This is a genomic window from Dyadobacter sp. 3J3 (assembly GCF_009801115.1).
GTDB lineage: Bacteria > Bacteroidota > Bacteroidia > Cytophagales > Spirosomataceae > Dyadobacter.
Map to the genome: position 1 here is coordinate 286123 of NZ_VTOL01000007.1, position 23139 is coordinate 309261.

The 23139-nt window shown below is 38.8% G+C and carries 17 protein-coding genes; 10 read left to right on the forward strand and 7 right to left on the reverse strand.

Going from position 1 to position 23139, the window contains the following annotated elements; genetic code table 11:
• Positions 1-69: 69 nt before the first annotated feature.
• The 3 genes from FZF08_RS16990 to nusB all read right to left on the reverse strand — a co-directional run bounded on the left by FZF08_RS16990 (position 70) and on the right by nusB (position 2072).
• Positions 70-513, reverse strand: coding sequence for a DUF1573 domain-containing protein (locus tag FZF08_RS16990; protein WP_159470877.1), 444 nt, complete (start codon positions 511-513; stop codon positions 70-72).
• A gap of 14 nt (positions 514-527) precedes the next feature.
• Positions 528-830: a YtxH domain-containing protein gene (locus FZF08_RS16995; protein ID WP_159470878.1), complete on the reverse strand. Its 303-nt coding sequence runs from the start codon at positions 828-830 to the stop codon at positions 528-530.
• Between the two features lie 75 nt (positions 831-905).
• Positions 906-2072: a transcription antitermination factor NusB gene (gene nusB, locus FZF08_RS17000; protein WP_159470879.1), complete on the reverse strand. Its 1167-nt coding sequence runs from the start codon at positions 2070-2072 to the stop codon at positions 906-908.
• A gap of 361 nt (positions 2073-2433) precedes the next feature.
• Here nusB and FZF08_RS17005 point away from each other — a divergent pair, with 361 nt between their 5' ends.
• Positions 2434-4215 carry an ABC transporter ATP-binding protein gene (locus tag FZF08_RS17005; protein WP_159470880.1) on the forward strand — a complete coding sequence of 594 codons (1782 nt, stop codon included), beginning with the start codon at positions 2434-2436 and terminating at the stop codon, positions 4213-4215.
• Positions 4216-5011: 796 nt separating this feature from the next.
• Positions 5012-8014: a TonB-dependent receptor gene (locus tag FZF08_RS17010; protein WP_159470882.1), complete on the forward strand. Its 3003-nt coding sequence runs from the start codon at positions 5012-5014 to the stop codon at positions 8012-8014.
• A gap of 73 nt (positions 8015-8087) precedes the next feature.
• Here the strand turns inward: FZF08_RS17010 and FZF08_RS17015 are convergent, their stop codons facing one another.
• Positions 8088-8684: a 2OG-Fe(II) oxygenase gene (locus tag FZF08_RS17015; protein WP_159470884.1), complete on the reverse strand. Its 597-nt coding sequence runs from the start codon at positions 8682-8684 to the stop codon at positions 8088-8090.
• Between the two features lie 69 nt (positions 8685-8753).
• Positions 8754-9515, reverse strand: coding sequence for a LexA family transcriptional regulator (locus tag FZF08_RS17020; RefSeq protein ID WP_159470886.1), 762 nt, complete (start codon positions 9513-9515; stop codon positions 8754-8756).
• A 134-nt stretch (positions 9516-9649) separates the two neighbouring features.
• Between FZF08_RS17020 and dinB the strand changes: the two genes are divergently transcribed.
• The gene (dinB, locus tag FZF08_RS17025; RefSeq protein WP_159470888.1) at positions 9650-10882 is read left to right on the forward strand and encodes a DNA polymerase IV; all 1233 of its coding nucleotides are present in this window, start codon (positions 9650-9652) and stop codon (positions 10880-10882) included.
• 12 nt (positions 10883-10894) lie between these two features.
• Here dinB and FZF08_RS17030 read toward each other — a convergent pair whose 3' ends face one another.
• Positions 10895-11122, reverse strand: coding sequence for a hypothetical protein (locus FZF08_RS17030; RefSeq protein ID WP_159470890.1), 228 nt, complete (start codon positions 11120-11122; stop codon positions 10895-10897).
• A 43-nt stretch (positions 11123-11165) separates the two neighbouring features.
• On the reverse strand, positions 11166-11465 hold the full coding sequence (locus FZF08_RS17035) for a HigA family addiction module antitoxin (RefSeq protein ID WP_159470892.1): 300 nt from the start codon (positions 11463-11465) through the stop codon (positions 11166-11168).
• Positions 11466-11594: 129 nt separating this feature from the next.
• On the opposite strand from FZF08_RS17035, the gene FZF08_RS17040 reads away from it, so the two are divergent.
• From FZF08_RS17040 to FZF08_RS17070, 7 genes are all read left to right on the forward strand, one after another.
• Positions 11595-14558, forward strand: a complete 2964-nt coding sequence (locus FZF08_RS17040) for a DNA polymerase III subunit alpha (RefSeq protein ID WP_159470894.1) — start codon at positions 11595-11597, stop codon at positions 14556-14558.
• A 90-nt stretch (positions 14559-14648) separates the two neighbouring features.
• On the forward strand, positions 14649-15155 hold the full coding sequence (locus FZF08_RS17045) for an RNA polymerase sigma factor (RefSeq protein WP_159470896.1): 507 nt from the start codon (positions 14649-14651) through the stop codon (positions 15153-15155).
• Positions 15156-15339: 184 nt separating this feature from the next.
• Entirely contained in the window at positions 15340-16179 is an 840-nt protein-coding gene (gene lgt / locus FZF08_RS17050) for a prolipoprotein diacylglyceryl transferase (protein WP_159470898.1), read from the forward strand.
• 153 nt (positions 16180-16332) lie between these two features.
• A complete protein-coding gene (locus FZF08_RS17055) occupies positions 16333-17052 on the forward strand; it encodes a lipocalin family protein (RefSeq protein WP_159470900.1) in 720 nt (239 codons plus the stop codon).
• Positions 17053-17092: 40 nt separating this feature from the next.
• Entirely contained in the window at positions 17093-19045 is a 1953-nt protein-coding gene (locus FZF08_RS17060; protein WP_159470902.1) for an LTA synthase family protein, read from the forward strand.
• A gap of 21 nt (positions 19046-19066) precedes the next feature.
• Positions 19067-19918 (forward strand): sugar phosphate isomerase/epimerase, encoded by an 852-nt coding sequence (locus FZF08_RS17065; RefSeq protein ID WP_159470904.1) that lies wholly within the window; start codon positions 19067-19069, stop codon positions 19916-19918.
• A 189-nt stretch (positions 19919-20107) separates the two neighbouring features.
• A complete protein-coding gene (locus tag FZF08_RS17070; protein ID WP_159470906.1) occupies positions 20108-22915 on the forward strand; it encodes a pitrilysin family protein in 2808 nt (935 codons plus the stop codon).
• The last annotated feature ends 224 nt before the right edge of the window (positions 22916-23139 follow it).

A 23139-nucleotide genomic window follows, 5' to 3' on the forward strand; every position in this document is an offset into this window, starting at 1 on the left:
ATTAGGGTTATTGAGATAGTTAAAACAATATCTGGGTATAAAAATTTTTATCGGGAAATTATTTCCCGGTTATTTTGCGGCTTCCGGTTTCGGTGCTGCATTCACTATTCCTCTCAAACGCAGTTCTGAATAAGCAGGATCGGTATTGGCATAAACTGTAACCGTTTTTACCTGTGGACCAGATTTCCCTTTGCTGTTGAAACGAACTTTGATGCTCGATGCAGTATTGGGAGCAATCGGATCACGTGGCCATTCCGGCGTTGTACAACCGCATGATGAGGTAATATTATTCAGTATCAGCGGATAAGGTCCATCATTTTTAAAATGAAAAGTATGTTCCACAACCTCTCCTTCCTGAATCGTACCAAAATCAAAAGATGAACTGTCTGTCAAAGTAAAAACGGGAAGTTTGATATCTCCCGTTTTTGAATCTTTTTTACTTTCAGAACCTGAACAATTTACAAGCATAATAGCAATTCCCGAAAGAATTACGAATGCAGCAAGTTTTTTCATACGTTAAGTTTAAATCAGGTTGTCTGACTTTTTATTTGTGCCATCAAACGATCAACGTCTTCAAGCAATTTCTCAGCTTTTTCACGCGCATCCGTTACAACACGCTCACCCTCAGCTCGTGCGTAGCTATCAGGCTGATTTTTTTTATCAATTAAATCTTCGATCACATCCTGTAACTTTTCACGGTATTTAGACAACCGGTATGTAAGCTGGGTGCGAAGTACATTTCCTTTATCAGGAGCATAGAGAATCCCCAAAGCTGCTCCTGTTGCACATCCAGTCAAAAATGCAATTAAACTACGGCTCGATTTACTCATGGCTTTATAATTTTAGCGGTTAGCCGCAACTGTTGATGATTAACTTTAAAACTAATTATCCTAAAATTTCTATGCCTATTTATTATCTATCAATCCACGGCCACTTTTTCTGATAATACCCTGCGCTGCTAATTTAACAGAAAGTACATCAAGTACACCATTCACAAACTTACCACTTTTGGGAGTACTATACCTTTTTGCGATCTCGATAAATTCATTGATCGTCACTTTTACAGGAATTCCCGGAAAGTGGATTAGCTCAGCCAGAGCTGTTTTCAGGATAATCATATCAACCAAAGCGATACGATCAAGCTCCCAGTTTTTCAGTTGTTCGTCAAGATAAAGATCATACTGATCATTTTCTTCAATTACATATCTGTACAATTCCTCAACAAAGAAACGATCTTCTTCCCAATCCTTTGTCAAAGGTGCCAAGGTGAAAGTTTCCGCTGTATCAGCGGATTTCAACGTTTTGATCGCCAGACCGCGGATCAATTCACTGTGGTCAACCCAGTATAAATCACGCTGTTCAAGGAATTCAAGCGGAATTTCATGTTTCAGAATTACCTGACGTAATATATATTGCACCAGCAATTGATCTTCTTCCGGAGTATGTTCAACTTTATTACAATATTCTTCATAAGTCGCATCCTTGCGTAATGCCTCACGATACGTTTTGCGTATCATGTTCATATCATTACTCCAGTTGATACCGTTTCTGATTATTTCCTCTTCAAGCGTTTTATCTTCCTGCAAAACCATGATCACACGGTTTGTATTCAATCCGCCGTTTTTTGAAAAAGGAGCTTCCGGGTCATCATATTTCCGCTCACGATCCATTTTCGCCTGATACGAAAGTTCCAGTAACATGGAAATAACACGGATAAAATCAACGTAAATAGATTCCGTTTCATTTAACACGCGGCGAACCATTTTCTCTCCGTCCGTTCCGGTTTGTCTTTTGTATGCCTGATATGCGCTGCCGGCAACTTTTGCCACATCGGCCGAAACATCATCATTTGGTTTTAATTCACCGGTTTTGATGAGTTCATCCAACGCCGCTCCTGCCAAATGTTTGTTGCTTGTTAGTTTTTGCTTGTCCTGAAATTCCATGGAATTCAAATCAGGCGCAAACGCTTCTTCAATCTGATCCAAAGCAAGTAAACGATTGGCATCAGCAGTTAATTTGCGTGCGTAAAGAGCTTGAACAGCTTTTGTTCGTAATAATCTTCTATTCAGCATAAGCCGGAATACTAATTGGGTAAAAGGTACAGTAAACCAAAGAACGGGTCTGCGTTTTCAGCAAGGTTTTTAATTTTACAATCCCCCGCGTTAATATTTAAAATTGACCGCAAAATTAGACTATTTTGTTTAGAAATGGAAAAATCGTGGCGATGGTTTTACATTTGCAACGATTTAAAACATTTGAATGTTGCTATTGAAACACCTGCAAATAGGTCTAAAAATCTTCTGGTTTGAAAAAACCGGGATTTATCAATTTAAGTATTTACCTCAATGCGGATAATCGATTAAGTGTGAAATGGATAACGGCCAAATAAATCACTGAAAATTAACGCAAATACAAAATCAACTCTTTTAACTCGTGAAAGCACTTAAGTACCTCAATAAGTACTTCTTGAAATATAAATGGTATCTTATTTTAGGAACAATTTTTACCATTATTTCTAATCTTTTCGGAATTATTCCTGCACAATTGGTTCGTTACGCACTCGATTTGGTAAGCGAAACCCTGGATGTGTATTATTTATTTGCAGGTTCCAAATTGCAAAGTGAAATGTACGACACCTTTGCTTTCACAATTTTGCTATACGGTTTGCTGATTTTGGCCATGGCGCTTTTAAAAGGAATTTTTCTTTTTCTGGTTCGCCAAACCATCATCGTCATGTCGCGTCATATTGAATATGAATTAAAAAATGACGTTTACAATCATTACCAGACTTTGCCGACAAGCTTTTTCAGAAGCCACAATACGGGCGATTTGATGGCACGGATTTCCGAAGATGTTAGTAATGTCAGAATGTACGTTGGTCCTTCTTTAATGTATGGCCTCAACCTGATTGTACTTTTTGTACTGGTTATTTCTTACATGCTGACCGTTAGTACAAAACTTACTGTTTACGTTTTGTTACCGCTACCGCTGCTTTCCATCAGTATTTATGTGGTAAACAATATCATGATGAAACGTTCGCAGGAAATCCAGAAACAGCTTTCCGCGCTTTCAACATATGTTCAGGAAGCATTTTCCGGAATTCGGGTGATCAAATCTTTTGTTCAGGAAAAACATTCTTTTACCAATTTCCAGACTGAGGCAGAAGATTTCAAGGATAAATCGTTGGGGCTGGCCAAAGTGGACGCGATCTTCTACCCTATTATTGTGCTGCTTATCGGTATCAGTAACATCCTGATTATTTACGTTGGTGGAAAAGAAATTATGAACGGCAATCTTACGCCGGGAAATATTACAGAATTTATTCTTTACGTGAATATCCTGACCTGGCCCGTTATGGCACTTGGCTGGACAACAAGCCAGATCCAACGCGCCGCTTCTTCTCAAACACGTATCAATGAGTTTTTAAACGAAAAAAATACGCTTGTTTCTGACAAGAATATTGAAAAAGAACTGGACGGAATTATCACTTTCAAAAACGTTGGATTTATCTATCCTGATTCAGGAATCCAGGCTATTGAGAATTTTGATCTTGAAATTAAACATGGCGAAAGCGTAGCAATTCTTGGAACAACAGGTTCAGGAAAAAGTACGTTAGCACATTTGTTATGCCGACTTTATGATCCGACAGAAGGTGAAATCCTGATCGATAATATTCCGCTTAAAGAGTATAATGTGCACGGTTTCCGCCGTCAGTTGGGTTATGTTCCCCAGGACGTTTTTCTTTTTTCAGATTCTATCGAAAACAATGTACGTTTCGGAACAAAAAACATGCCGCATGCCCAAATCGAACAGGCTGTGAAAGATGCAGATTTGTACCAGAATATTCTCAATTTCCCTCAGGGATTTGATACACGTTTGGGAGAAAGAGGAATTACATTATCCGGTGGGCAAAAGCAACGTCTTTCCATTGCCCGCGCCATCGCCCGTGATCCTAAAATATTGATACTGGACGATTGTCTTTCTGCGGTAGATACCAATACTGAAAATATCATTCTTAATAATCTGAAACGTATCATGGACCAGCGTACTTCGGTGATTATCTCTCACCGGGTTTCTTCTGCGAAACTGGCTGATAAGATAGTTGTACTTCATGAAGGCCGGATTGTTGAACAGGGAACACATGCCAATCTTATGGCTCAAAATGGTGCTTATAAAGAATTGTACGAAAAACAGTTGCTTGCCGAAGAAGTATAATCAAACCTATTCATTTATATAAAAAGTCACCATTAGGCGACTTTTTATATTTATTTCCAGTTTCCAAACCTTGCTTTTGGTAATTGAGAATGACCCTATTGTATTATTAAAATAATAAATTGAATCATTTTGCATTTTTTATTATTTGCATTTTTTTATTGTTTCTAAATTAATTCTACAAAAGTGCCTTCAATGCGATAAATGATGTTTTCCTATCGCTTTTTGAAAAAATTAAGTTATTTTATTTTGTATTTTACAAATACAGCAATACATTTACAGTGTCGATATCGAAAAGACAAAACCCAATCTAACGTCATATATCTTCCAGCCGCACCAGAAGAATATGAATTTTAAAAGTTTGGAGAGCTAACCAACATCCTGTTTACAGGATAGCTTGTGTTTGTTCTTTAACAAATAACACAAAATAATATCCTGTTAAATTTAAAATCGTGAAAGTCTGGCTTGTTATCGGGCTTACCTTATGATTTGCTGAACTTTATTAATTCTTTTTCGAATCCTAAACCATTTTTGAAAGAACGGATTAAAGCTATGAACAATCGTAAACGTATGCGTGCGGGCAGATATCGTATTGTTTCATAGTTTGATTTCAAGCAGGAGTACAAACAGATTTTATTAGTAAATCCTCAATTTATTGAGAAAAAAACGGTCGTTACAGTGTTTACGTCCCTTGGAATTACTATGTACTTACACTTTTGTTCAGAAAGTCGTCCGGCCATATTGCAAGTTAAAATTGTCGTTGTTATCGAAACCTACCATTCACTAACTCAAAAGCATCATGACAAAATCGTTACCATTTAGTGTCAGGTTTGTAATTCTTGTAGCCATTTGCTGTTTCCTGACGAATATATTATTCGCCCAGCAAAAAACCATTTCAGGCCGCGTTATCGCAACCGAGGACGGAGCCGGACTTCCAGGTGTTAGTATTGTCGTAAAAGGTACCAATGTTGGGGCAATAACAGGAGCTGACGGTACTTACAAATTGGCCGTACCAGGCGAAAAATCGATATTATCTTTTTCTTTTGTTGGCTTTGCTACACAGGAAAAAACGGTGGGGACTTCGGGCACAATCGATATATCCCTTGAAAGTGATACCAAACAATTTTCGGAACTGGTCGTAATCGGTTCACGGAATTCATCACGTACCAAACTGGATACGCCAGCGCCGGTGGATGTAATTTCAGTAGCAAAAATATCTCAAAACATGCCCCAGACGGAATTAGGCCAACTCTTGAAACAAGTTGCTCCGTCGTTCAACTCACTTAAAATACCAGGAGGCGACCTTGCCTCACACGTAGATGCTGTGCAGCTGCGTAATCAACCCCCTAACCAGACATTAGTTTTACTAAACGGAAAACGCCGTCATTCGTCTTCATTGCTTTTGGTAGCAAACAATTCAGGCCCGTCGACAACGGTTGATATGCGTACAATTCCTTTGGCAGCCGTTGAAAAAGTAGAAATTCTTCGTGATGGTGCCGCAGCTCAGTATGGTTCTGATGCCATCGCCGGTGTGGTGAACATGGAATTGAAAAAAAGTGTAGGTGTTTTTACAGGGATGTATAACACCGGATTTTATGCAAATGCAGGTTTGGCAAAAAATAAGGATATTGACAAATTTGGCACAGACGGAAAGTTGCAGCAATTCATGGGTAACTATGGTTTTGCATTGGGCGACAAAGGTGGATTTATCAACCTTACTTTTGAATTAAGTCAGCAGGGAAAATCAAGTCGCGTTCCGAAAGGCGGATATAGTGGAGCCGTTTTTGATGACAGCTACCTGAACAACACAAGAAAAGATGAGTACGGCCAGACGATCATTACAAATCCTGAACTGATTGCTAGTCCGGACAATGCATCACTTAAAACCGATCAGGGATTGCAGGATGCCCGCGGCTTGAAAAAGAAAGATTTCGAAATGATCACCGGTTTGAGCAAGGTAGAAAACGGAACGATTTTCATGAACATGGCAATTCCGTTAGGACCCATGAAAGGCAATGAATTTTATGCTTTTGGTGGACTTAATTACCGTAATACATTGAGTGGTTGTTATTATCGTTTCCCACGTCAGCAGGATCGTTTCTTAAATGACCTTTATCCAAACGGATTTCTGCCTCAGTTGACTTCCAATATTTCTGACAGATCATTAACAATGGGTGTTAAAGGAAAAGCAGGAATTTTTGATGTTGATTTCAGCAATTCATTCGGAAACAGCAAATTTGGTTTTGGTATGGTGAATACAATGAACGCATCTTACGGACCTTCAACACCTACGACGATGCGTCTTGGAGACAACAATTTCATCCAGAACACAACCAACCTGGGATTGACAAAATTATTCGAAAACCCGGGAAACGGCGCGCTTAAAAGTATCAACGTAGCTTTCGGCGCTGAAATGCGTATCGAAAATTATCAGATCAAGGCTGGTCAGAAAGAATCTTATACCAAAGGCGATTACGGTACTTTCACGGCTCCTTCTGATAACTACAACTATACAAAAAATGTAAACAAGGATGTAAAATCTGAACAAACCATCAAAACTATTACCGGTGCAGATTCTACGGTTTATGTTGATTTAATCCTTCCTTACAAAGGTGATAAGGTTGATATTAAAGGATATTCTCCAAACTGCCAGTGCTTCCGTGGATTTGCTCCTGAGCAGGAAACAAACGCATTCCGTTCAGTAATGGCCGGTTATGTGGATGTTGAAGTAGACGTTACAAAACGTTTCATGATTGAAGGTGCTGCCCGCTACGAACATTACAGCGATTTCGGTGGTGTACTTACTGGTAAATTTGCAACCCGTTATTCCATTATTCCGGATAGGTTTGCTGTTCGCGGTTCTATTAGCACTGGTTTCCGTGCACCAAGTCTTCAGGAATTGTATTATGCACAAACTTCTACTGGTTTTACACCAGGCGGCGTTCCTTTTGATCAGGGATATTTCACGAACAACAGTACGGCTGCAAAAGCACTTGGTATTCCAAAATTGAAACAGGAACGTTCTACAAACATCAGTTTCGGTCTTACTTCTCAATTAATTACCGGACTTGAAGTAACAGCTGATGCCTATTATATCCATATCAAAGATAAGATCATTCAAACGGGTGGTTTTGGTGGTAGCGTGATCGGTGGTAATTTCAGTAACATTATTACTGCTGATGGTATCGCTCAATTCTTCACCAATGCAGCAGATGTTGAAACAAAAGGTATTGACCTTGTAGCCAATTACCGTGCTGTTGTAGGAAGAGGTGGACAAATGACTTTCTCTCTTGCGGCAAACTGGAATACGGTTGCATTCACAAAAGTTTATCCTGCTCCGCTTAACATCGGTGCAAATAACACTTTGCCAACAGATCCTACTTTACGCGCTCAATATCTTTCGGATATCTACCTTAACCGTAGTTCCCGCGGAAGTTTTGAAAGAGGAAATCCTCGTCAGAAATACATCGCTTCAATTGTTTATACAAAAGGACCTTTGTCTGCGATGATCCGCGGCGTTTATTATGGTGGCGTAAATTATTACAGCAATTATCACGAAACCGACGACATCACTTCTCCTTATGCAGATTACACATTGGGAGCCCGTGCAACAATGGATTTAAGTGTTAGTTACCAAATCATTAAAGCGCTTCGTGTTTCAATTGGTGGAGATAATGTTACAAACACTTATCCTACAAAAACACGTGCTGATTTGACAGATTCTGGTCGTTTTGCTTACGATAACTATCAAATGGGATACCAGGGTGCATATTACTACGCACGTTTGAGCTTCCAGTTTTAAAAGTTTTTCACAAAAAAGATTGGCCTGATTAGTGACAGTATGTTACTAATCAGGCCAATCTTTTTTAACAATATTATGCTTTTAAAATACAGCAGTTAATAGCAAATCGAAAGTCTTTAAAATCAATCCTTGGAGCGGTTACAGGCCTTACTTCATGCGGGGCAAAAGAAGGAAAGGCTAATAAAGAATTATTGTGAGGAGAAATATCTATTGATTTTTCCATTCCCCCACCGATGGCGATCGTATGGATTCGCAGATTTCCGCCTTCAAACTTCTTAGGAAGGCTGTGCAAATAATAAATGGCACTGATCACTCTTGGCTTTCCTGTTTTTCTGTGGACAGCAGTATCAATATGCGGTTTGAAAAGTGACCCGTCTCCATAACAAACAAATTCTGTTTCAATTTCTCCTGTACTGAATTTAGATATTTTCAAACCATCGATCAATTCCGGTATCCTCTTTCTGACATTTTCCTGAATGATACTTTTATAAGGCTCGAAATCTTTTAAAGTTAATGAAATCCGTGATTCCGCTATTTTTGGTATGCCTCTGCTATAAATCACCGACTGCTTGAAATCCAGTTGCCTTTTTACAGCATAAGCCAATATTTCAGCATTTAATTCATCACTAAAAAAGTTTTGAATATGCATGTAAGGAAACAATCTGGCCATCAATAATCTTGTATTTAATAATAACGTTGAGCTAACAAAGGTTTTATACCAATCTGCCGACAGATGAAATTACCTGGCCAGCTTCCTCACCTCCTCTTTCAATTCCTTCATTTCCTGATGAATATTCTGCAAACTGATATTCGCAGCATTTGTTTCCATATCAAACGTCAGCTTACTATTTACCTGCCATAATTCCCTGACCTCACTCCTGTCAACCGAGATCGGAGCGTATTCAGGATTTAATGAAATGAGGCTGACAAATGTATTTTTTTCACTTTTCTGTATTTTTTTCACGAGGATACTATCCGCCGTCACAATCACATACATCCGGTTATTTTTTACCTCATCCCAGCCTTCCACCGCTTTTCCCACAATCCATTCATCCGATTGTAAAACCGGCATCATACTATCTCCATCCACCTGAAATCCGCGAAATGTCGCATTACGATATTCGGGAAGCGGGATACTGAATGCCGGTAAACTTTCAAACCAGCGCGTATCTCCAAGATTCAGCGGGTATCCGGCCGCGGCCTTTGCGTTCACCATTACAATATTTTCCTCTCCTGCATTATCCACCGTCACAACTTTTGGATTGATGGCAGCATCCCCTATCCGCAAATATTTTTGTCCGCTTTCACCAAACAACCAGAGCGGGTTAATATTATGCTGCTTCAAAAGCTCTTTAACAACCTGTCCGGGAATCCGCGTCCGGCCTCTTTCGATGTCGGCCGTCGTCATACTTATACCCAATTGCTCAGCAAATGCAGCCTGCGTCAGGTTCAGTTCTTCCCTTATTTGTTTGAAACGTTTACTTTCCTCTTCGATGGGCATATGTCTGGCAAACTTGTACTTAAATGAGTAATCATATCAAAGATACAATTTTTTGGAATTAATCCATTGTTATATCAGGAAATATTCCATAAATTTGGAAATATTCCATTGAGCAGTAAAAATTCCAAGTCACCATGGAGCGAACCATACTACATATGGATCTTGATACATTTTTTGTATCCGTCGAACGTAAAATTGATAGCCGATTAGAGAATAAACCAATTCTCGTTGGAGGTATTGGTGATCGGGGCGTTGTGGCTGCGTGCAGTTATGAAACACGTCCCTACGGAGTTCATTCGGGTATGCCAATGAAGATGGCTAGAAATCTTTGCCCGGAAGCCATTGTCATTCGGGGTGAAGGAGGAGTTTATTCAAAACACTCAAAAGAAGTTACTGAAATTATCCGTGAAGCAGTTCCTGTTTTTGAGAAAGCCAGTATTGATGAATTTTATGCTGATTTATCCGGTATGGATAAATTTTGCTCTTCATCTTATAAAATGGCGCAGGAACTAAGGATGCGTATCAAAAAAGAAGCAGGATTACCTATTTCCTTTGGACTTTCCGCCAATAAACTGGTTTCAAAAGTAGCCACAGGTACGGCAAAACCAGACAATGAAAGAAAGGTTGAATTTGGAACTGAAAAGTCATTTTTAGCACCCATGCTCGTCAAAAAGATTCCGATGGTAGGTGATAAAACGAATCAGATCCTTTATAATCTTGGCATAAAACATGTAAGAACGATCCAGGAAATGCCCGTGGAAATGATGAGCAAAGTCTTGGGTAAAAATGGTGTTGCACTTTGGAACCGCGCCAATGGAAGAGATGATACGCCTATTATTCCCTTTCACGAGCGAAAGTCAATTTCCAACGAACGGACTTTCGGAAAAGACACTGGAGATACAAAAAGAATGCGGGAAATGATCCGGGCAATGGCTGAAAACCTGGCATATCAGCTTAGAAACGGAGAAAAACTAACATCTTGCATTTCTGTCAAAATACGATATGCGGACTTTAATACTTTTTCCAAACAGCTAAAAATCCCATACACATCGGCAGATCATTTATTGATACCACAAGTGGAAAAATTATTTGATCAGTTATACAACAGAAGAATGCTGGTAAGGCTGGTAGGCGTCACGTTCAGCGATTTGGCGGGAGGAAATTATCAGATTAATTTATTTGACGATTCGGAGGAAAAACTAAACCTGTACCAGGCAATGGATTATTTAAGAAACCGGTACGGTACAGATGATCGAGGAAATGCAATTGTGAGCTGGGGCACCACCATAGGTATCGCCAACATATCAAGTATGGGAAATCCGTTTAACGGAGAACCGCCGATTATTCCGGCGCATAGGAATGCATGAAGATGGAAGGGATTATTTATAAATTTCTTTTAAATCAGCTACGGTGTAAATGTCATCTTCGTCGTGCAAAAAATCAAACGATTTTGACTCGCTGGCTATTTTCTGGATTCCTTCAACTAAAATGGAGTCTCCTGATTTGCTCAAAAGAAATCCTGCAAATTTTGAGACCTTTTCTATTTCCCGATCAGAGAGCTTTGACAAATGGCCTAATACAATTTTTATCAGCGCATTACGTGACATAGCAATCAAGTTTTTATTAAGACAGTTTAACTACATAAGTCAATTACACTTCATCAACTTGCAACGCTTTTATATTATTTAATTCATGAGAACTCGACTGCTGCTCTTCTTCCAGATCAAAATCGTCCTGCAAACCGAGCCAAAACTTGGGAGTAGTACCAAAATACTTACTAAATCGCAATGCTGTATCAGCAGTAATTCTCCTACGCCCCTTTACGATTTCACTAAAACGGGTTTGAGGAATAGCGGTATCCTTTGCTAATCTGTAAGCCGAAATACTCAAAGGATTCAAAAATTCCTCTAACAAAATTTCTCCCGGGTGAATATTATTTAACTTTTCCATAACCGTTTTTTATTTATGATAATCTATTATAGCTACTTCAAAAGCATTGCCGTTAAGCCACTTAAAAATAATATACATCTGCGTTAACGACCTAAAAAGGTAAGTATAAAGTTTAATTCCCCCAAACCCATGTTGCTCAACTGCCACTCCTATTTCAGCCTGCGCTATGGAATGATCCCCGAAAAGGATTTGCTGGAACTTTGTGTACAAAACAATTATAACGCCTTGGCACTGACTGATATTAATAATACTTCCGGCTGCCTGAATTTTATACGTTTGGCAGAAAAATATGATATTAAACCGATCGTGGGTATTGATTTTAGAAATGGGATACGGCAGCAGTTTATAGGATTGGCAAAAAACAATACAGGTTTTCAGGAGCTGAATGCTTATTTATCAAAACATTCTCATCAAAAACTGGAATTTCTGGATCAGGCACCCACGCTTCAAAACGCCTTTTTTATATATCCTTTTGAACAATTGTTAAAGACAAAAAAAGAGATATTTCTTCCAAACGAATACATTGGAATTTCGATCAAGGATTTGAACCGTGTCCAGTTTTCGCCATTGCGTGACCGCCTGGATAAATTTGTCATTTTGCATCCTGTAAGTTTCCGGCATAAAAAGGATTTCAGCGCACATCGTCTTTTACGTTCAATTGATGAAAATACTTTACTAAGTAAAATTGCCGAATTTGGTACTGGTGAAGAAGCTGAACAAATGTTGCCCTCCAATATCCTCAAATATCATTTCAAAAATTTTGATTCCATTGTTTACAATACCGAAAAACTGATGGATGAATGCAATATCCATTTCACTTTTGGAGAAAACAGGCAGAATCAGAATTTAAAAATATATACAGAAAGCGAAGCAGAAGATTACCAGCGTCTACGTCAGAAAAGCTATGATGCGCTCGGATATCGGTATGGCGAAAATATTACTGATCAAATTTTTGACCGCATAGCCATGGAACTGGAAATGATCCAGAAACAGAACTTCATTCCATTCTTTCTGGTCAATCATGACATTGTAAGTTATGCAAGACAAAAAGGCTATTTCTACGTTGGCAGAGGTAGCGGGGCTAATAGTATTGTGGCTTATTTGCTCGGGATAACCAATGTTGACCCGATTGAACTTGATTTATATTTCGAACGCTTCATCAACATGTACAGAAAAAATCCTCCCGATTTTGACATTGATTTTTCATGGAAAGACCGGGAGGATATTACGGATTATATCTTTAAAAAATTCGGGGCAAAAGGTCAGGCTGCGCTCTTAGCCACTTATAGTACCTTTCAGCACAGTGCAGCTGCGAGAGAATTGGGGAAAGTTTTTGGTTTGCCGACCTATGAAATCGATGCGCTCAGTGATAGAAAATATGATCCTAAAAAACTGGATCAGCTTTCCGGGCTGGTTATCAAATATGCGCAGTATTTCCAGGAAAATAATCAACCGAATCATCTCAGTATTCATGCAGGGGGCATACTTATTTCCGAGCGCCCTATAGACTATTTCTCCGCTACCAATTTGCCCCCAAAAGGTTTCCCGACCACCCAGTTCGACATGGTTATTGCGGAAGATGTTGGTTTGAATAAATATGATATCCTTAGTCAGCGCGGATTGGCGAAGATCAAGGAAACGTTGGAAATCATAAAATATAATCGGCCTGATGCTCCGGAAATTGATATTGACGATGTAAAACAATTCAAGCTTGACCCTAAAATCAATAACCTGATTAAAGAAGCGCAATGCATTGGCTGTTTTTATGTGGAATCGCCCGCGATGCGTATGCTTCTGAAAAAGCTGGCAGTTGATAATTATCTGGGGCTTGTCGCAGCAAGTTCGATTATACGTCCCGGCGTTGCCAAAAGTGGAATGATGCGGGAATATATTTTACGCCATCAGGATCATAGCAGAACAAAAGATGCTCATCCGATTTTGCTGGACCTGATGCCTGAAACCTATGGCATCATGGTTTATCAGGAAGATGTGATCAAAGTTGCCCATTATTTTGCAGGTTTAACGCTGGGAGAAGCCGACGTAATCAGGCGCGGGATGAGTGGAAAATTCCGCGGCCGCGACGAGTTTGAATTTGTAAAAGCGAAGTTTTTCAAAAATTGTAAAGACAAAAAATATGATGAAAAAGTAACGCACGATATCTGGGCGCAGATTGCAAGTTTTGCGGGATATGCCTTTGCAAAAGGTCATTCTGCATCCTATGCCGTGGAAAGTTATCAAACACTTTTCCTGAAAGCCTATTATCCGATGGAATTTATGGTGGCGGTTTTGAATAACGGAGGCGGTTTTTACGCACCGGAATTGTATGTCCATGAAGCCCGAATGATGGGTGCAAATGTGCTGGCGCCCTGTGTTAACCATAGCAAAGCCCAGGCTGTTATTCAAGGAACTGACATTTATCTGGGCATGTCAGCATTAAATGAAATTGAAGAAAAAACGATTATCAAAATCCTGGAAGCACGGGAAGCAGAAGGCGATTTTACTTCTTTAAATAATTTTCTGGATCGTGTATCCATTTCCATTGAACAGATCACAATCCTGATTCGGATCAACGCGTTTCGTTTTACCAAAATTGATAAAAAAACATTACTCTGGAAGGCACATTTCCGGTTAAACAAAGCGCCTCAGACAGTACCGCAAAAACAATTATTTCAGGTGGAAGTAAAAGAATTTGATCTTCCCACATTTGAAACTTCTCCTACCGACGAAGCTTATGATCAGATAGAATTGCTGGGATTTCCACTTTGCAGCCCTTTCGAACTCGTTAAAAATCCGATGTCAAAAAGCGTGATGTCAAAAGATTTGGGTCAGTATATCAATCAGGATATTATTCAATATGGATATCTGGTTTCCGTCAAAAATACCAGAACATCAAAAGGAGAACGGATGCAGTTTGGCACATTCCTGGATCAGGAAGGGCAATTTATTGATACTGTACATTTTCCACAAGTAGCAGCAAAATACAATTTCTCAAACAAAGGAGTTTATAAAATCTACGGAAAAGTGATCGACGAATTTGGATTTTTGAGTATCGAAGTGACTGAAATTGTGCGGATGGATTTGGCGTTGAGGTGAAGGGGAATTGAGTAACTTTAAAATTAATGTTACCTTTTTTGTGACATTATCATCGCAATTCATACTAATGTTTTAAACAAAGTAGCAGCAATGGATTCGACAAATAAAACTTATTTCGTACAAATCATCCAGGAGCATCAGGGGATTATTAATAGCATTTGTCGTATCTATTATATTGATAATGAAGACCTGAAAGATGCCCGACAGGATATCATTTTACAACTGTGGAAATCTTTATCAACCTTTCGGAATGACTCCAAAATTAGTACCTGGATTTACAAAGTAGCACTTAATACAATTCTTACAAAAGCAAAAAAAGACCACAAACATCCCCCACGAGAATCATTATCAGAGTATCAACCGATTAGCACTGATAGTCACTACAACGCAAATGACGATATCCAACAACTATTATTTTTGGTCAATCAGCTCGAAGCTACCGATAAAGCCATTATGATTTTACATTTTGAAGGATATAGTAATAAAGAAATTGCCGAAACATTGAAACTGACAGCTACAAATATCAGCACCCGAATGAGCCGAATTAAAATAAAACTTAAAGAAGCCTTTAACACCGTTTTCAATGAATTCAGATAATTTTAAATCATCCTGGAATCAGTTTCGGGAATTGAATAATTCTATTAAAATCAATGATACTGAAATATTGAGTATCATAGAAAATGAAAGCAGCAAGTCATTTTATTTTTTATCAGAACGACTTTTTAAAAATGCAGCTCTATTTTCCTTCCTAATTTTATTTTGCCAAAACTGTTATGTGTAAATGATTTCTCCAACACTATCTTTTATACTTTGGGATGTAAACCCTAATGTATTCCCAGCTTTTGAAATTCCGAAGTGGTATGGTTTGTGTTGGGCACTAGGGATATTCCTGGGGTTTAGGGTCATGTCTTATATTTATAAAAAGGAAGGTAAATCATTAGAAAAACTTGATATTCTGGCAACCTATATAATTATTGGTACGTTACTGGGAGCTCGATTTGGTCATATTCTTTTCTACGACCCAACATACTATTGGCTTCACCCCATTGAAATATTACCCATCCGACTTTCTCCGCATTTTAAATTTACCGGATTATCCGGTCTTGCAAGCCATGGAGGAGGCATAGGAATTTTTCTGTCAATTTATCTTTATTGTAGAAAATACAATGAAGGATATCTCTGGATACTTGACAGAATTTCCATAATCGCTGCCTTAGCTGGTGCTTTTATCAGATTTGGTAATCTGATGAACTCAGAAATGATTGGAATTCCCACTAATCTTCCGTGGGCTTTCATTTTTATAAATCTTGATCCCATTCCGAGACACCCGGCCCAATTGTATGAATCCATTTTCTGCGTATTTCTTTTTGTAATGATGTTTTCAGTATGGAAAGTAAAAGGCAATAAGCTTCATGATGGATTTCTCACTGGAATTTTCCTGATACTACTTTTCAGTTTCAGATTTATTGATGAATATTTCAAAATTAATCAGGAATCTTTTGAAAGTCATTTAGTTATCAATATGGGTCAAATTTTGAGTATTCCATTTATTTTGGCTGGAATTATATTGGTTCAATTAAATTATTTTAGAAACCATATTCCCAAAATTCATAATACCTGAATCTAATTTTCGTCTATCAATCTTCCATTTATCCTTAGACTAATTCTTTCCTCACTCACGATTTTCCTTAATAGAATCATATTTCATACCTTGGTACGTTAAAGCAGAAATATTCTTACATTTTCTGTTTTCAATCGATTATCCGAGGTTTTAATGAAAAATCTATTTCTTTTTACAGTAATAACAAGCTGCATTTTTATTGGATGCAGTAAAGAATCAGGCTCTATCTCCGGAAGTTGGGTTACTGATATCGAAGGGCAACCACAACATCAGCAAGGTTTTACCTTAAAAGACGAAGGGGACGCAGCTTCAATTAATCTGGACGGAAAGCTTTATAGCAAATGGGAAAAATTTGGTGATCTTCTTATTCTTCGTGGTACCAAAGATCCGGAAGCTGGCGACAAATTTTCAGATACACTAAAAATCGTCTCTGTTAGCGACAGTATCCTCGTGCTAAAAACGACAGGCGGAAAAGAAATAACTTATACTAAAACCCATATTCCTGGTAAGCTGGTTAGAGCCTTCGAAGACTTTGACTGCTACACTTTTAATGCAAAAAAAGATACAGCATTTCTCCATATCAACGTGGTAGACAACATTGTGTCGGGAGATTTGGAATATCATTTTTTTGAAAAAGACTATAATAAAGGAACAATCACAGGCAAAATGATTGGCGATACGCTAATTGCCGACTACACATTTTTATCAGAAGGCGCAACTTCAGTACGGGAGGTTGTGATGCTCAAAAAAGACAACAACTTGATAGAAGGTTTTGGTGATGTCCGGGAACTTGATAACAAAACAAGTTTTATCAACAGAGCAAAATTAAGTTTTAAAAATGGTCTGACTTTTAAAAAAACCAATTGTCGCTGAAATCAATATTTAAATTCCACAATTCTCTCCCCTAACTTTAATGATTCCATCCGCCGATTACCCGGTTACACCAAAACGTTCATCTCTTTGCGGGTATTATAATCATTCTTTTGGATTAGCCTTTCTACTGGCCAGCATTCTTATTGTTTTATCAACGTTGACAAGGCTTGCTTTACTTATCAAATCTGCTTCGACGGTTGATTTCACTTTTATAAACCTGCTTGGCATTTTTGGTATCGGACTGTTTTATGATCTGGTCAATGCTCTTTATTTTATTTTACCATTAATGCTTTATATCTGGCTTATGCCAGATAAGGCCTTAAAGAAAAACGGACAGCGAATTTTGCTTTATGGCATTTTCTCTTTTTTCATTTTCGGACTTTTATTTAATACTGTATCAGAATGGTTTTTCTGGGACGAATTCAACGCACGTTTTAACTTTATTGCTGTTGATTATCTGGTTTATACCAATGAAGTAATCGGCAATATCCGCCAGTCGTACCCCGTAGAATTGATCATTATATTTCTCATTTTGACGACTACGGCCCTCGTTTATTTTTTAAAACCGCTGATCAAAAAAGCCGCGGACCACGCAATTTCTTTTAAGTACAGATCAATCTGGATGCTGTGTTATCTACTTGTTCTGATGGTATCATTTTTCCTGGTTAGTAATAAAACCAGACAGTTTTCGGAAAATACCTATGTAAATGAGCTTGCCGGAAACGGGCTTTATGAACTTTTTGCTGCTTATAGAAACAATGAGCTCGATTATGCCCAGTTTTACCAGAAAATTCCGGAAGATGAAGCTTTTAAAATGATCCGCGAAAAAATTAAAACTCCAGAGAGCCATTTTGTGGATAATAATCCTTTCAGCATAGAAAGAAAAATCATAAATAAAGGCGTTGAAAAAAAGATGAATGTAGTGCTGATCAGCGTTGAGAGTTTAAGCGCAGATTTTTTAGGTAGTTTTGGAAATACTCAGAATATTACCCCAAACCTTGATTCTCTGGCAACCCACAGCCTTCTTTTTACGCATTTGTACGCAACCGGAACTAGAACGGTTCGCGGCCTCGAAGCCCTGTCCGTCGGCACACCACCAACCCCGGGACAATCCATTGTCAGACGGCCAAAAAATGAAGGACTTTTTTCAATGGGCAGAGTTTTTAAAGAGAAAGGATATGAAAGTAAATTTCTCTACGGAGGCTATGGTTATTTTGACAATATGGGCTATTTCTTCAAAAATAACGATTATGAAGTAGTTGACCGAAATCAAATTGCCAAGAAAGATATTGCTTACGAGAATATCTGGGGTGTGGCTGATGAAAATTTGTTTACTTTGGCAACCCGTGAAATTGAAAAAACAATTAAGTCAGGAAAACCGGTTTTTGCACATATCATGACGACATCCAATCATAGGCCTTTTACCTATCCTGATGGCAGAATCGATATTCCGTCGCATACGAGCCGGGAAGGTGCAGTAAAATACACGGACTATGCAATCGGAAAATTCATTAAGGAGGCAAAAACAAAACCCTGGTTTAAAAATACACTCTTTGTCATCGTTGCAGATCATTGTGCTTCCAGTGCCGGAAAAGCCGATTTGCCTGTTAACAAATACCTCATTCCGCTTTTGATTTATTCGCCGGGCAACATTCAACCAGCAAAAATGGAACGACTGATGAGCCAGATTGATCTTGGACCAACGATTCTTGGACTGCTTAATTTTTCATATACCAGCAAATTCTTCGGGTACGATATTTTCAAACTGGAAGAAGGTCGCGAAAGGGCATTTATAAGTACTTATCAAAGTTTGGGTTATGTAAGAAAAGATACTTTGATAATACTGAAACCGCAGCGTATTGGTGAATGCTTTGTACCAGATTTCAAAAACGGGACAGCAAAGGAAACACCGGTGAACCAGTCGCTGACCAAAGAGGCCATTACATGGTATCAGACGGCCAGTTATCAGTTTAAAAATGAGCTGATGAAGTAAAAAAAATTAATTTTTTAAATTATGCTAAATCCAAAATTCGGCGCCTCAATTTTATCCTGGATCCCTCCTGTATGGACCCCGGAATCAGGACTTTACGCCATAAAAAAAACAGCAGAAACAGGATTTGATCTATTGGAAATATTACTTCCTGTTTCCATGGATTTCGATGCCCACACCGTCAAGAAGCAATTGAGAGAATATGACATTGAAGCAGTTTGTAGCTTAAATTTACCAAAAAACTGTCACATACCTTTTCATCCACTGGAAGCGACGACGCTGATCAAGGCTGCGTTGGATAAAGCAGCAATACTTGAAGTTAACCATCTTGTAGGGGTTTTACATTCAGGAATCGGGGTTTTCACAGGACTCCCACGTACCAAAGAAGAGGAAGTCATTCTTTGCCAGGTTTGGAGTGAAGTTGCAGCTTATGCGCAAAATCTTGGAATTAAAATTGGAATTGAGCCTATCAACAGATATGAAAGTTACATCTGCACGGCGGCCAGTGAAACTATGACGCTGATTAATAAGGCTAATGCAATGAATCTGGGTTTGCATCTGGATACTTTTCATATGAACATTGAAGAAAGCAATTTCCGTGATCCGGTTCTGGCTGGAGGTTCAAAATTATATCACGTGCATATGACCGACAGTGACCGTGGAATGCTCGGTGAAGGAAATGTACACTGGGACGAATTGTTTCAAGCGTTGTCAGAAATCGATTACAGCGGCGCACTGGTTTTGGAAAATTTTTCTTCTGAAATTAAAGAATTAGTAGGCCCGACATCCTTATGGCGTCCTTCAAAATACAATGCCGAAGATCTGGCAACAGGCAGTCTTGCCTTTATGAAAAAAATGGTTGAAAAGTACCAATAAATTCTATACGCCACAGATAATAAGATACATGTATTTGTGACAGACATTTGTTGTTTTAATTAAAATAATTCTTCTCTTTCAAGTTATAACACTTATACGAATAAAATATTTTAATATACTCCCTTTGCAATCGTACTGATTAACGATATATTTCGTTTTCAAACATTTTATCAACTTAATAGCAGTAAAATGAAAAAATCCCTCTTGGTATTATGCGTTTGGGGTATATCTACGGCATTAATACCAACTTTTGCGCAAGATTTACACACACAGAAAATCCCTCTGGATCCAACCGTAAAAACCGGCAAGCTCAAAAATGGTATTACCTATTATATAAAAAAGAATGTTGAACCGAAAAACCGTGCTGAGCTTCGGCTGATTATAAAGGCAGGTTCTGTATTGGAAACGGATGCGCAGCAAGGTCTTGCACATTTTATGGAACACATGAATTTTAATGGCACAACCAATTTTCCTAAAAATGAACTTGTTAATTTCCTTCAAAAAACCGGTGTCCGTTTCGGTGCTGACTTAAACGCTTACACAGGTTTTGACGAAACCGTATACATGCTTCCGATCCCAACGGATTCAACAGGTTTATTGGAAAAAGGTCTGCAAGTATTGGATGACTGGGCACATGGCGCATTGCTGGACCCTACTGAAATTGAGAAAGAAAGAGGCGTTGTTTTGGAAGAATCACGCATGGGCCGTGGCGCACAGCAGCGGATGCGGGATAAATATCTGAAAATGATCCTGAACAATTCACGTTATGCAGAACGTCTGCCAATAGGGAAAGACAGCATCCTGAAAACTTTCAAGCCTGAAAGCATAAAAGCCTTTTATAAAGATTGGTACCGTCCGGATTTGATGGCCGTTGTCGCTGTCGGAGATTTTGATGTCGCCAAAGTAGAAGCGATCATTGCTCAAAAATTTGGAAAAATACCTTCAGTGGTAAAACCTAAAACCCGGACTGAATATACAATTCCGTTAAACGGCGGTACTGATGTTGCAATAGTAACGGATCCGGAATATCCTCAAAATGTAATTCAGCTGATTTATAAACAGCCAAACTCGAAAGAAAAATCGATGTTTGATGTACGAAATAACATTGCACAGGGATTGTATAATGCCATGATGGGCCAGCGAATGCAGGAACTTACCCAGAAGGCAAATCCACCTTTCCTGTACGGAGCAAGCAGTTATAGCGATTTCCTGGGCAACCTGGATTCCTACACATCTATCGCACTTGCAAAAGATCCAGCGTCTGTTGAAACTGCGCTGACCGCTTTGCTGGAAGAAAATGCACGTGTCCAGAAATTTGGTTTTACTGCACCTGAGCTTGAAAGAGCTAAAAAAGATTTGGTGAATCAGATGGAGCAATCTTTAAAAGAAAAAGATAAGACGAAATCAGCGAATTATGTACAGGAATATCTGGATAACTTCCTTCATCAGAAGCCTTACATGGGCATAGAAGCTTATTATGCTTTCCTTCAAAAGGAAATCGGCGGAATAAAACTTGAAGAGATTAATTTACTTGCTAAGAAATATATTACAGACAAAAACCGGGCAGTGGTTATCATGGGGCCTGAAAAAGGAAAAGATGCTTTGCCTACCGAAGCAAAAATCAGGACGATGCTGGCTCAAACAAATACTGATTTGAAAGCTTATGTTGATGATGTACTGGATTCACCTTTGCTTAAAACAGAACCAAAACCAGGTAAAGTTGTAAGCGAAAAAGCAGAGGAAAAGCTTGGAATAACAGAACTGACTTTATCAAACGGAGTCAAAATCCTTTTAAAACCTACGGATTTTAAAAACGACGAAATCCTGATCCAGGCTACCGGAAAAGGTGGATATTCATTATTCCCAGGTGAAAGAGAAACGGGGATCATGACGGGCTATATGCTTCAATCTGGCGGTGTCGGACCTTATAATCAAACGCAGTTACAGAAGTTTCTGGCTGGAAAGACTGTTGGTGTTGAGCCCTATCTGAATGAATTGAAAGAAGGTGTGGAAGGCAGTACCAATCCAAAAGACCTTGAAACCACGCTTCAATTAATCTATGCCTATTTTACCGAGCCTCGTAAGGACGCAGAAGTGGTAGGTGGGATGCTTGCTAACCAGAAATCGTATCTGGAAAATATGCGCAAGACATTGACACCGGATAAAGTTTATTCTGATACGCTGAACGCAGTTTTGACGAGTAACAATCCAGACCGTCGCCCGCTTACACCGGAGAGTATTGACAAAGTAAGTCTGGATCGTGGTATCGAAATTTATAAAAACCGCTTTGCTGATGCATCTGATTTTGTTTTCACGTTCGTAGGTGCATTCAAAGTAGAAGCAATCAAACCGCTGCTTGAAAAATATATTGGCGGTTTACCGTCGACAGATCGCGATGATACTTACAAACATCCAAATATTTTCCCTCCAAAGGGTCGTATTGAAAAGACTATTTATAAAGGTTTGGAACCGAAAAGCCGTGTCACGATCGTAACCAGCGGCGAATATGATTATAAACCAGAAAATAATATTCAGATTGAAGCATTACAGGAAGTTTTGCAAATTAAATTGATCGAAGCACTTCGCGAGGAAGAAAGTGGTGTTTATGGCGTTCGGGTTTCAGATGATGTAGACAAACTTCCTACGGGACATTATCGTTTCAACATCGGTTTTGGCTGCGCTCCTGAAAATGTAGATAAGCTGGTAAGCCGGACTTTGACTGAAATGAAAAAGATAAAGGACAATGGTGCTGATCCAAAGGATATCGAAAAATTCGTTGCTGAAACCAGACGGAAAACAGAAGTTGCGCTGAAAACGAATGGTTTCTGGATCAACTATATTGACGAAAACACTTTCCTTGGAGATGACCTGAATGAGGTGCTTGAAGAAGATAAGCTATTGAAATCAATAACTGTGGCGAGTACAAAGGCTGCTGCGAATCAGTATTTCTCGGATGATAATTTTATCAAGGTGGTATTGATGCCGGAGAAAAAGTAAAAAAATGCTACGGACTAAAGCCCGGATAATGAGAGTGGTATTCCCTAACCCAAGGTTAAAACCTTGGGTTATTTTTTTGTTCTCGCGGATATAAAAATTCCGGCTAACGCCTGATTCATGACTATTCTCGCAATAAAATCTAACTCGGGTCAACCCTGGGTACCTGAACCTCCAAGAACTGTCTGAGCTTTAGCCCATTGATTTTGGTACAAAAGAGTCCTGGT

Bases quoted from the DNA above. Each gene is read 5' to 3' on its own strand.
- nusB (WP_159470879.1), bottom strand. From the start codon at position 2,072: ATGCTGAATAGAAGATTATTACGAACAAAAGCTGTTCAAGCTCTTTAC.
- FZF08_RS17040 (WP_159470894.1), top strand. From the start codon at position 11,595: ATGTTGCTCAACTGCCACTCCTATTTCAGCCTGCGCTATGGAATGATC.
- FZF08_RS16995 (WP_159470878.1), bottom strand. From the start codon at position 830: ATGAGTAAATCGAGCCGTAGTTTAATTGCATTTTTGACTGGATGTGCA.
- FZF08_RS17010 (WP_159470882.1), top strand. From the start codon at position 5,012: ATGACAAAATCGTTACCATTTAGTGTCAGGTTTGTAATTCTTGTAGCC.
- FZF08_RS17020 (WP_159470886.1), bottom strand. From the start codon at position 9,515: ATGCCCATCGAAGAGGAAAGTAAACGTTTCAAACAAATAAGGGAAGAA.
- dinB (WP_159470888.1), top strand. From the start codon at position 9,650: ATGGAGCGAACCATACTACATATGGATCTTGATACATTTTTTGTATCC.
- FZF08_RS17070 (WP_159470906.1), top strand. From the start codon at position 20,108: ATGAAAAAATCCCTCTTGGTATTATGCGTTTGGGGTATATCTACGGCA.
- FZF08_RS17030 (WP_159470890.1), bottom strand. From the start codon at position 11,122: ATGTCACGTAATGCGCTGATAAAAATTGTATTAGGCCATTTGTCAAAG.
- lgt (WP_159470898.1), top strand. From the start codon at position 15,340: ATGATTTCTCCAACACTATCTTTTATACTTTGGGATGTAAACCCTAAT.
- FZF08_RS16990 (WP_159470877.1), bottom strand. From the start codon at position 513: ATGAAAAAACTTGCTGCATTCGTAATTCTTTCGGGAATTGCTATTATG.
- FZF08_RS17015 (WP_159470884.1), bottom strand. From the start codon at position 8,684: ATGGCCAGATTGTTTCCTTACATGCATATTCAAAACTTTTTTAGTGAT.
- FZF08_RS17060 (WP_159470902.1), top strand. From the start codon at position 17,093: ATGATTCCATCCGCCGATTACCCGGTTACACCAAAACGTTCATCTCTT.
- FZF08_RS17035 (WP_159470892.1), bottom strand. From the start codon at position 11,465: ATGGAAAAGTTAAATAATATTCACCCGGGAGAAATTTTGTTAGAGGAA.
- FZF08_RS17065 (WP_159470904.1), top strand. From the start codon at position 19,067: ATGCTAAATCCAAAATTCGGCGCCTCAATTTTATCCTGGATCCCTCCT.
- FZF08_RS17055 (WP_159470900.1), top strand. From the start codon at position 16,333: ATGAAAAATCTATTTCTTTTTACAGTAATAACAAGCTGCATTTTTATT.
- FZF08_RS17045 (WP_159470896.1), top strand. From the start codon at position 14,649: ATGGATTCGACAAATAAAACTTATTTCGTACAAATCATCCAGGAGCAT.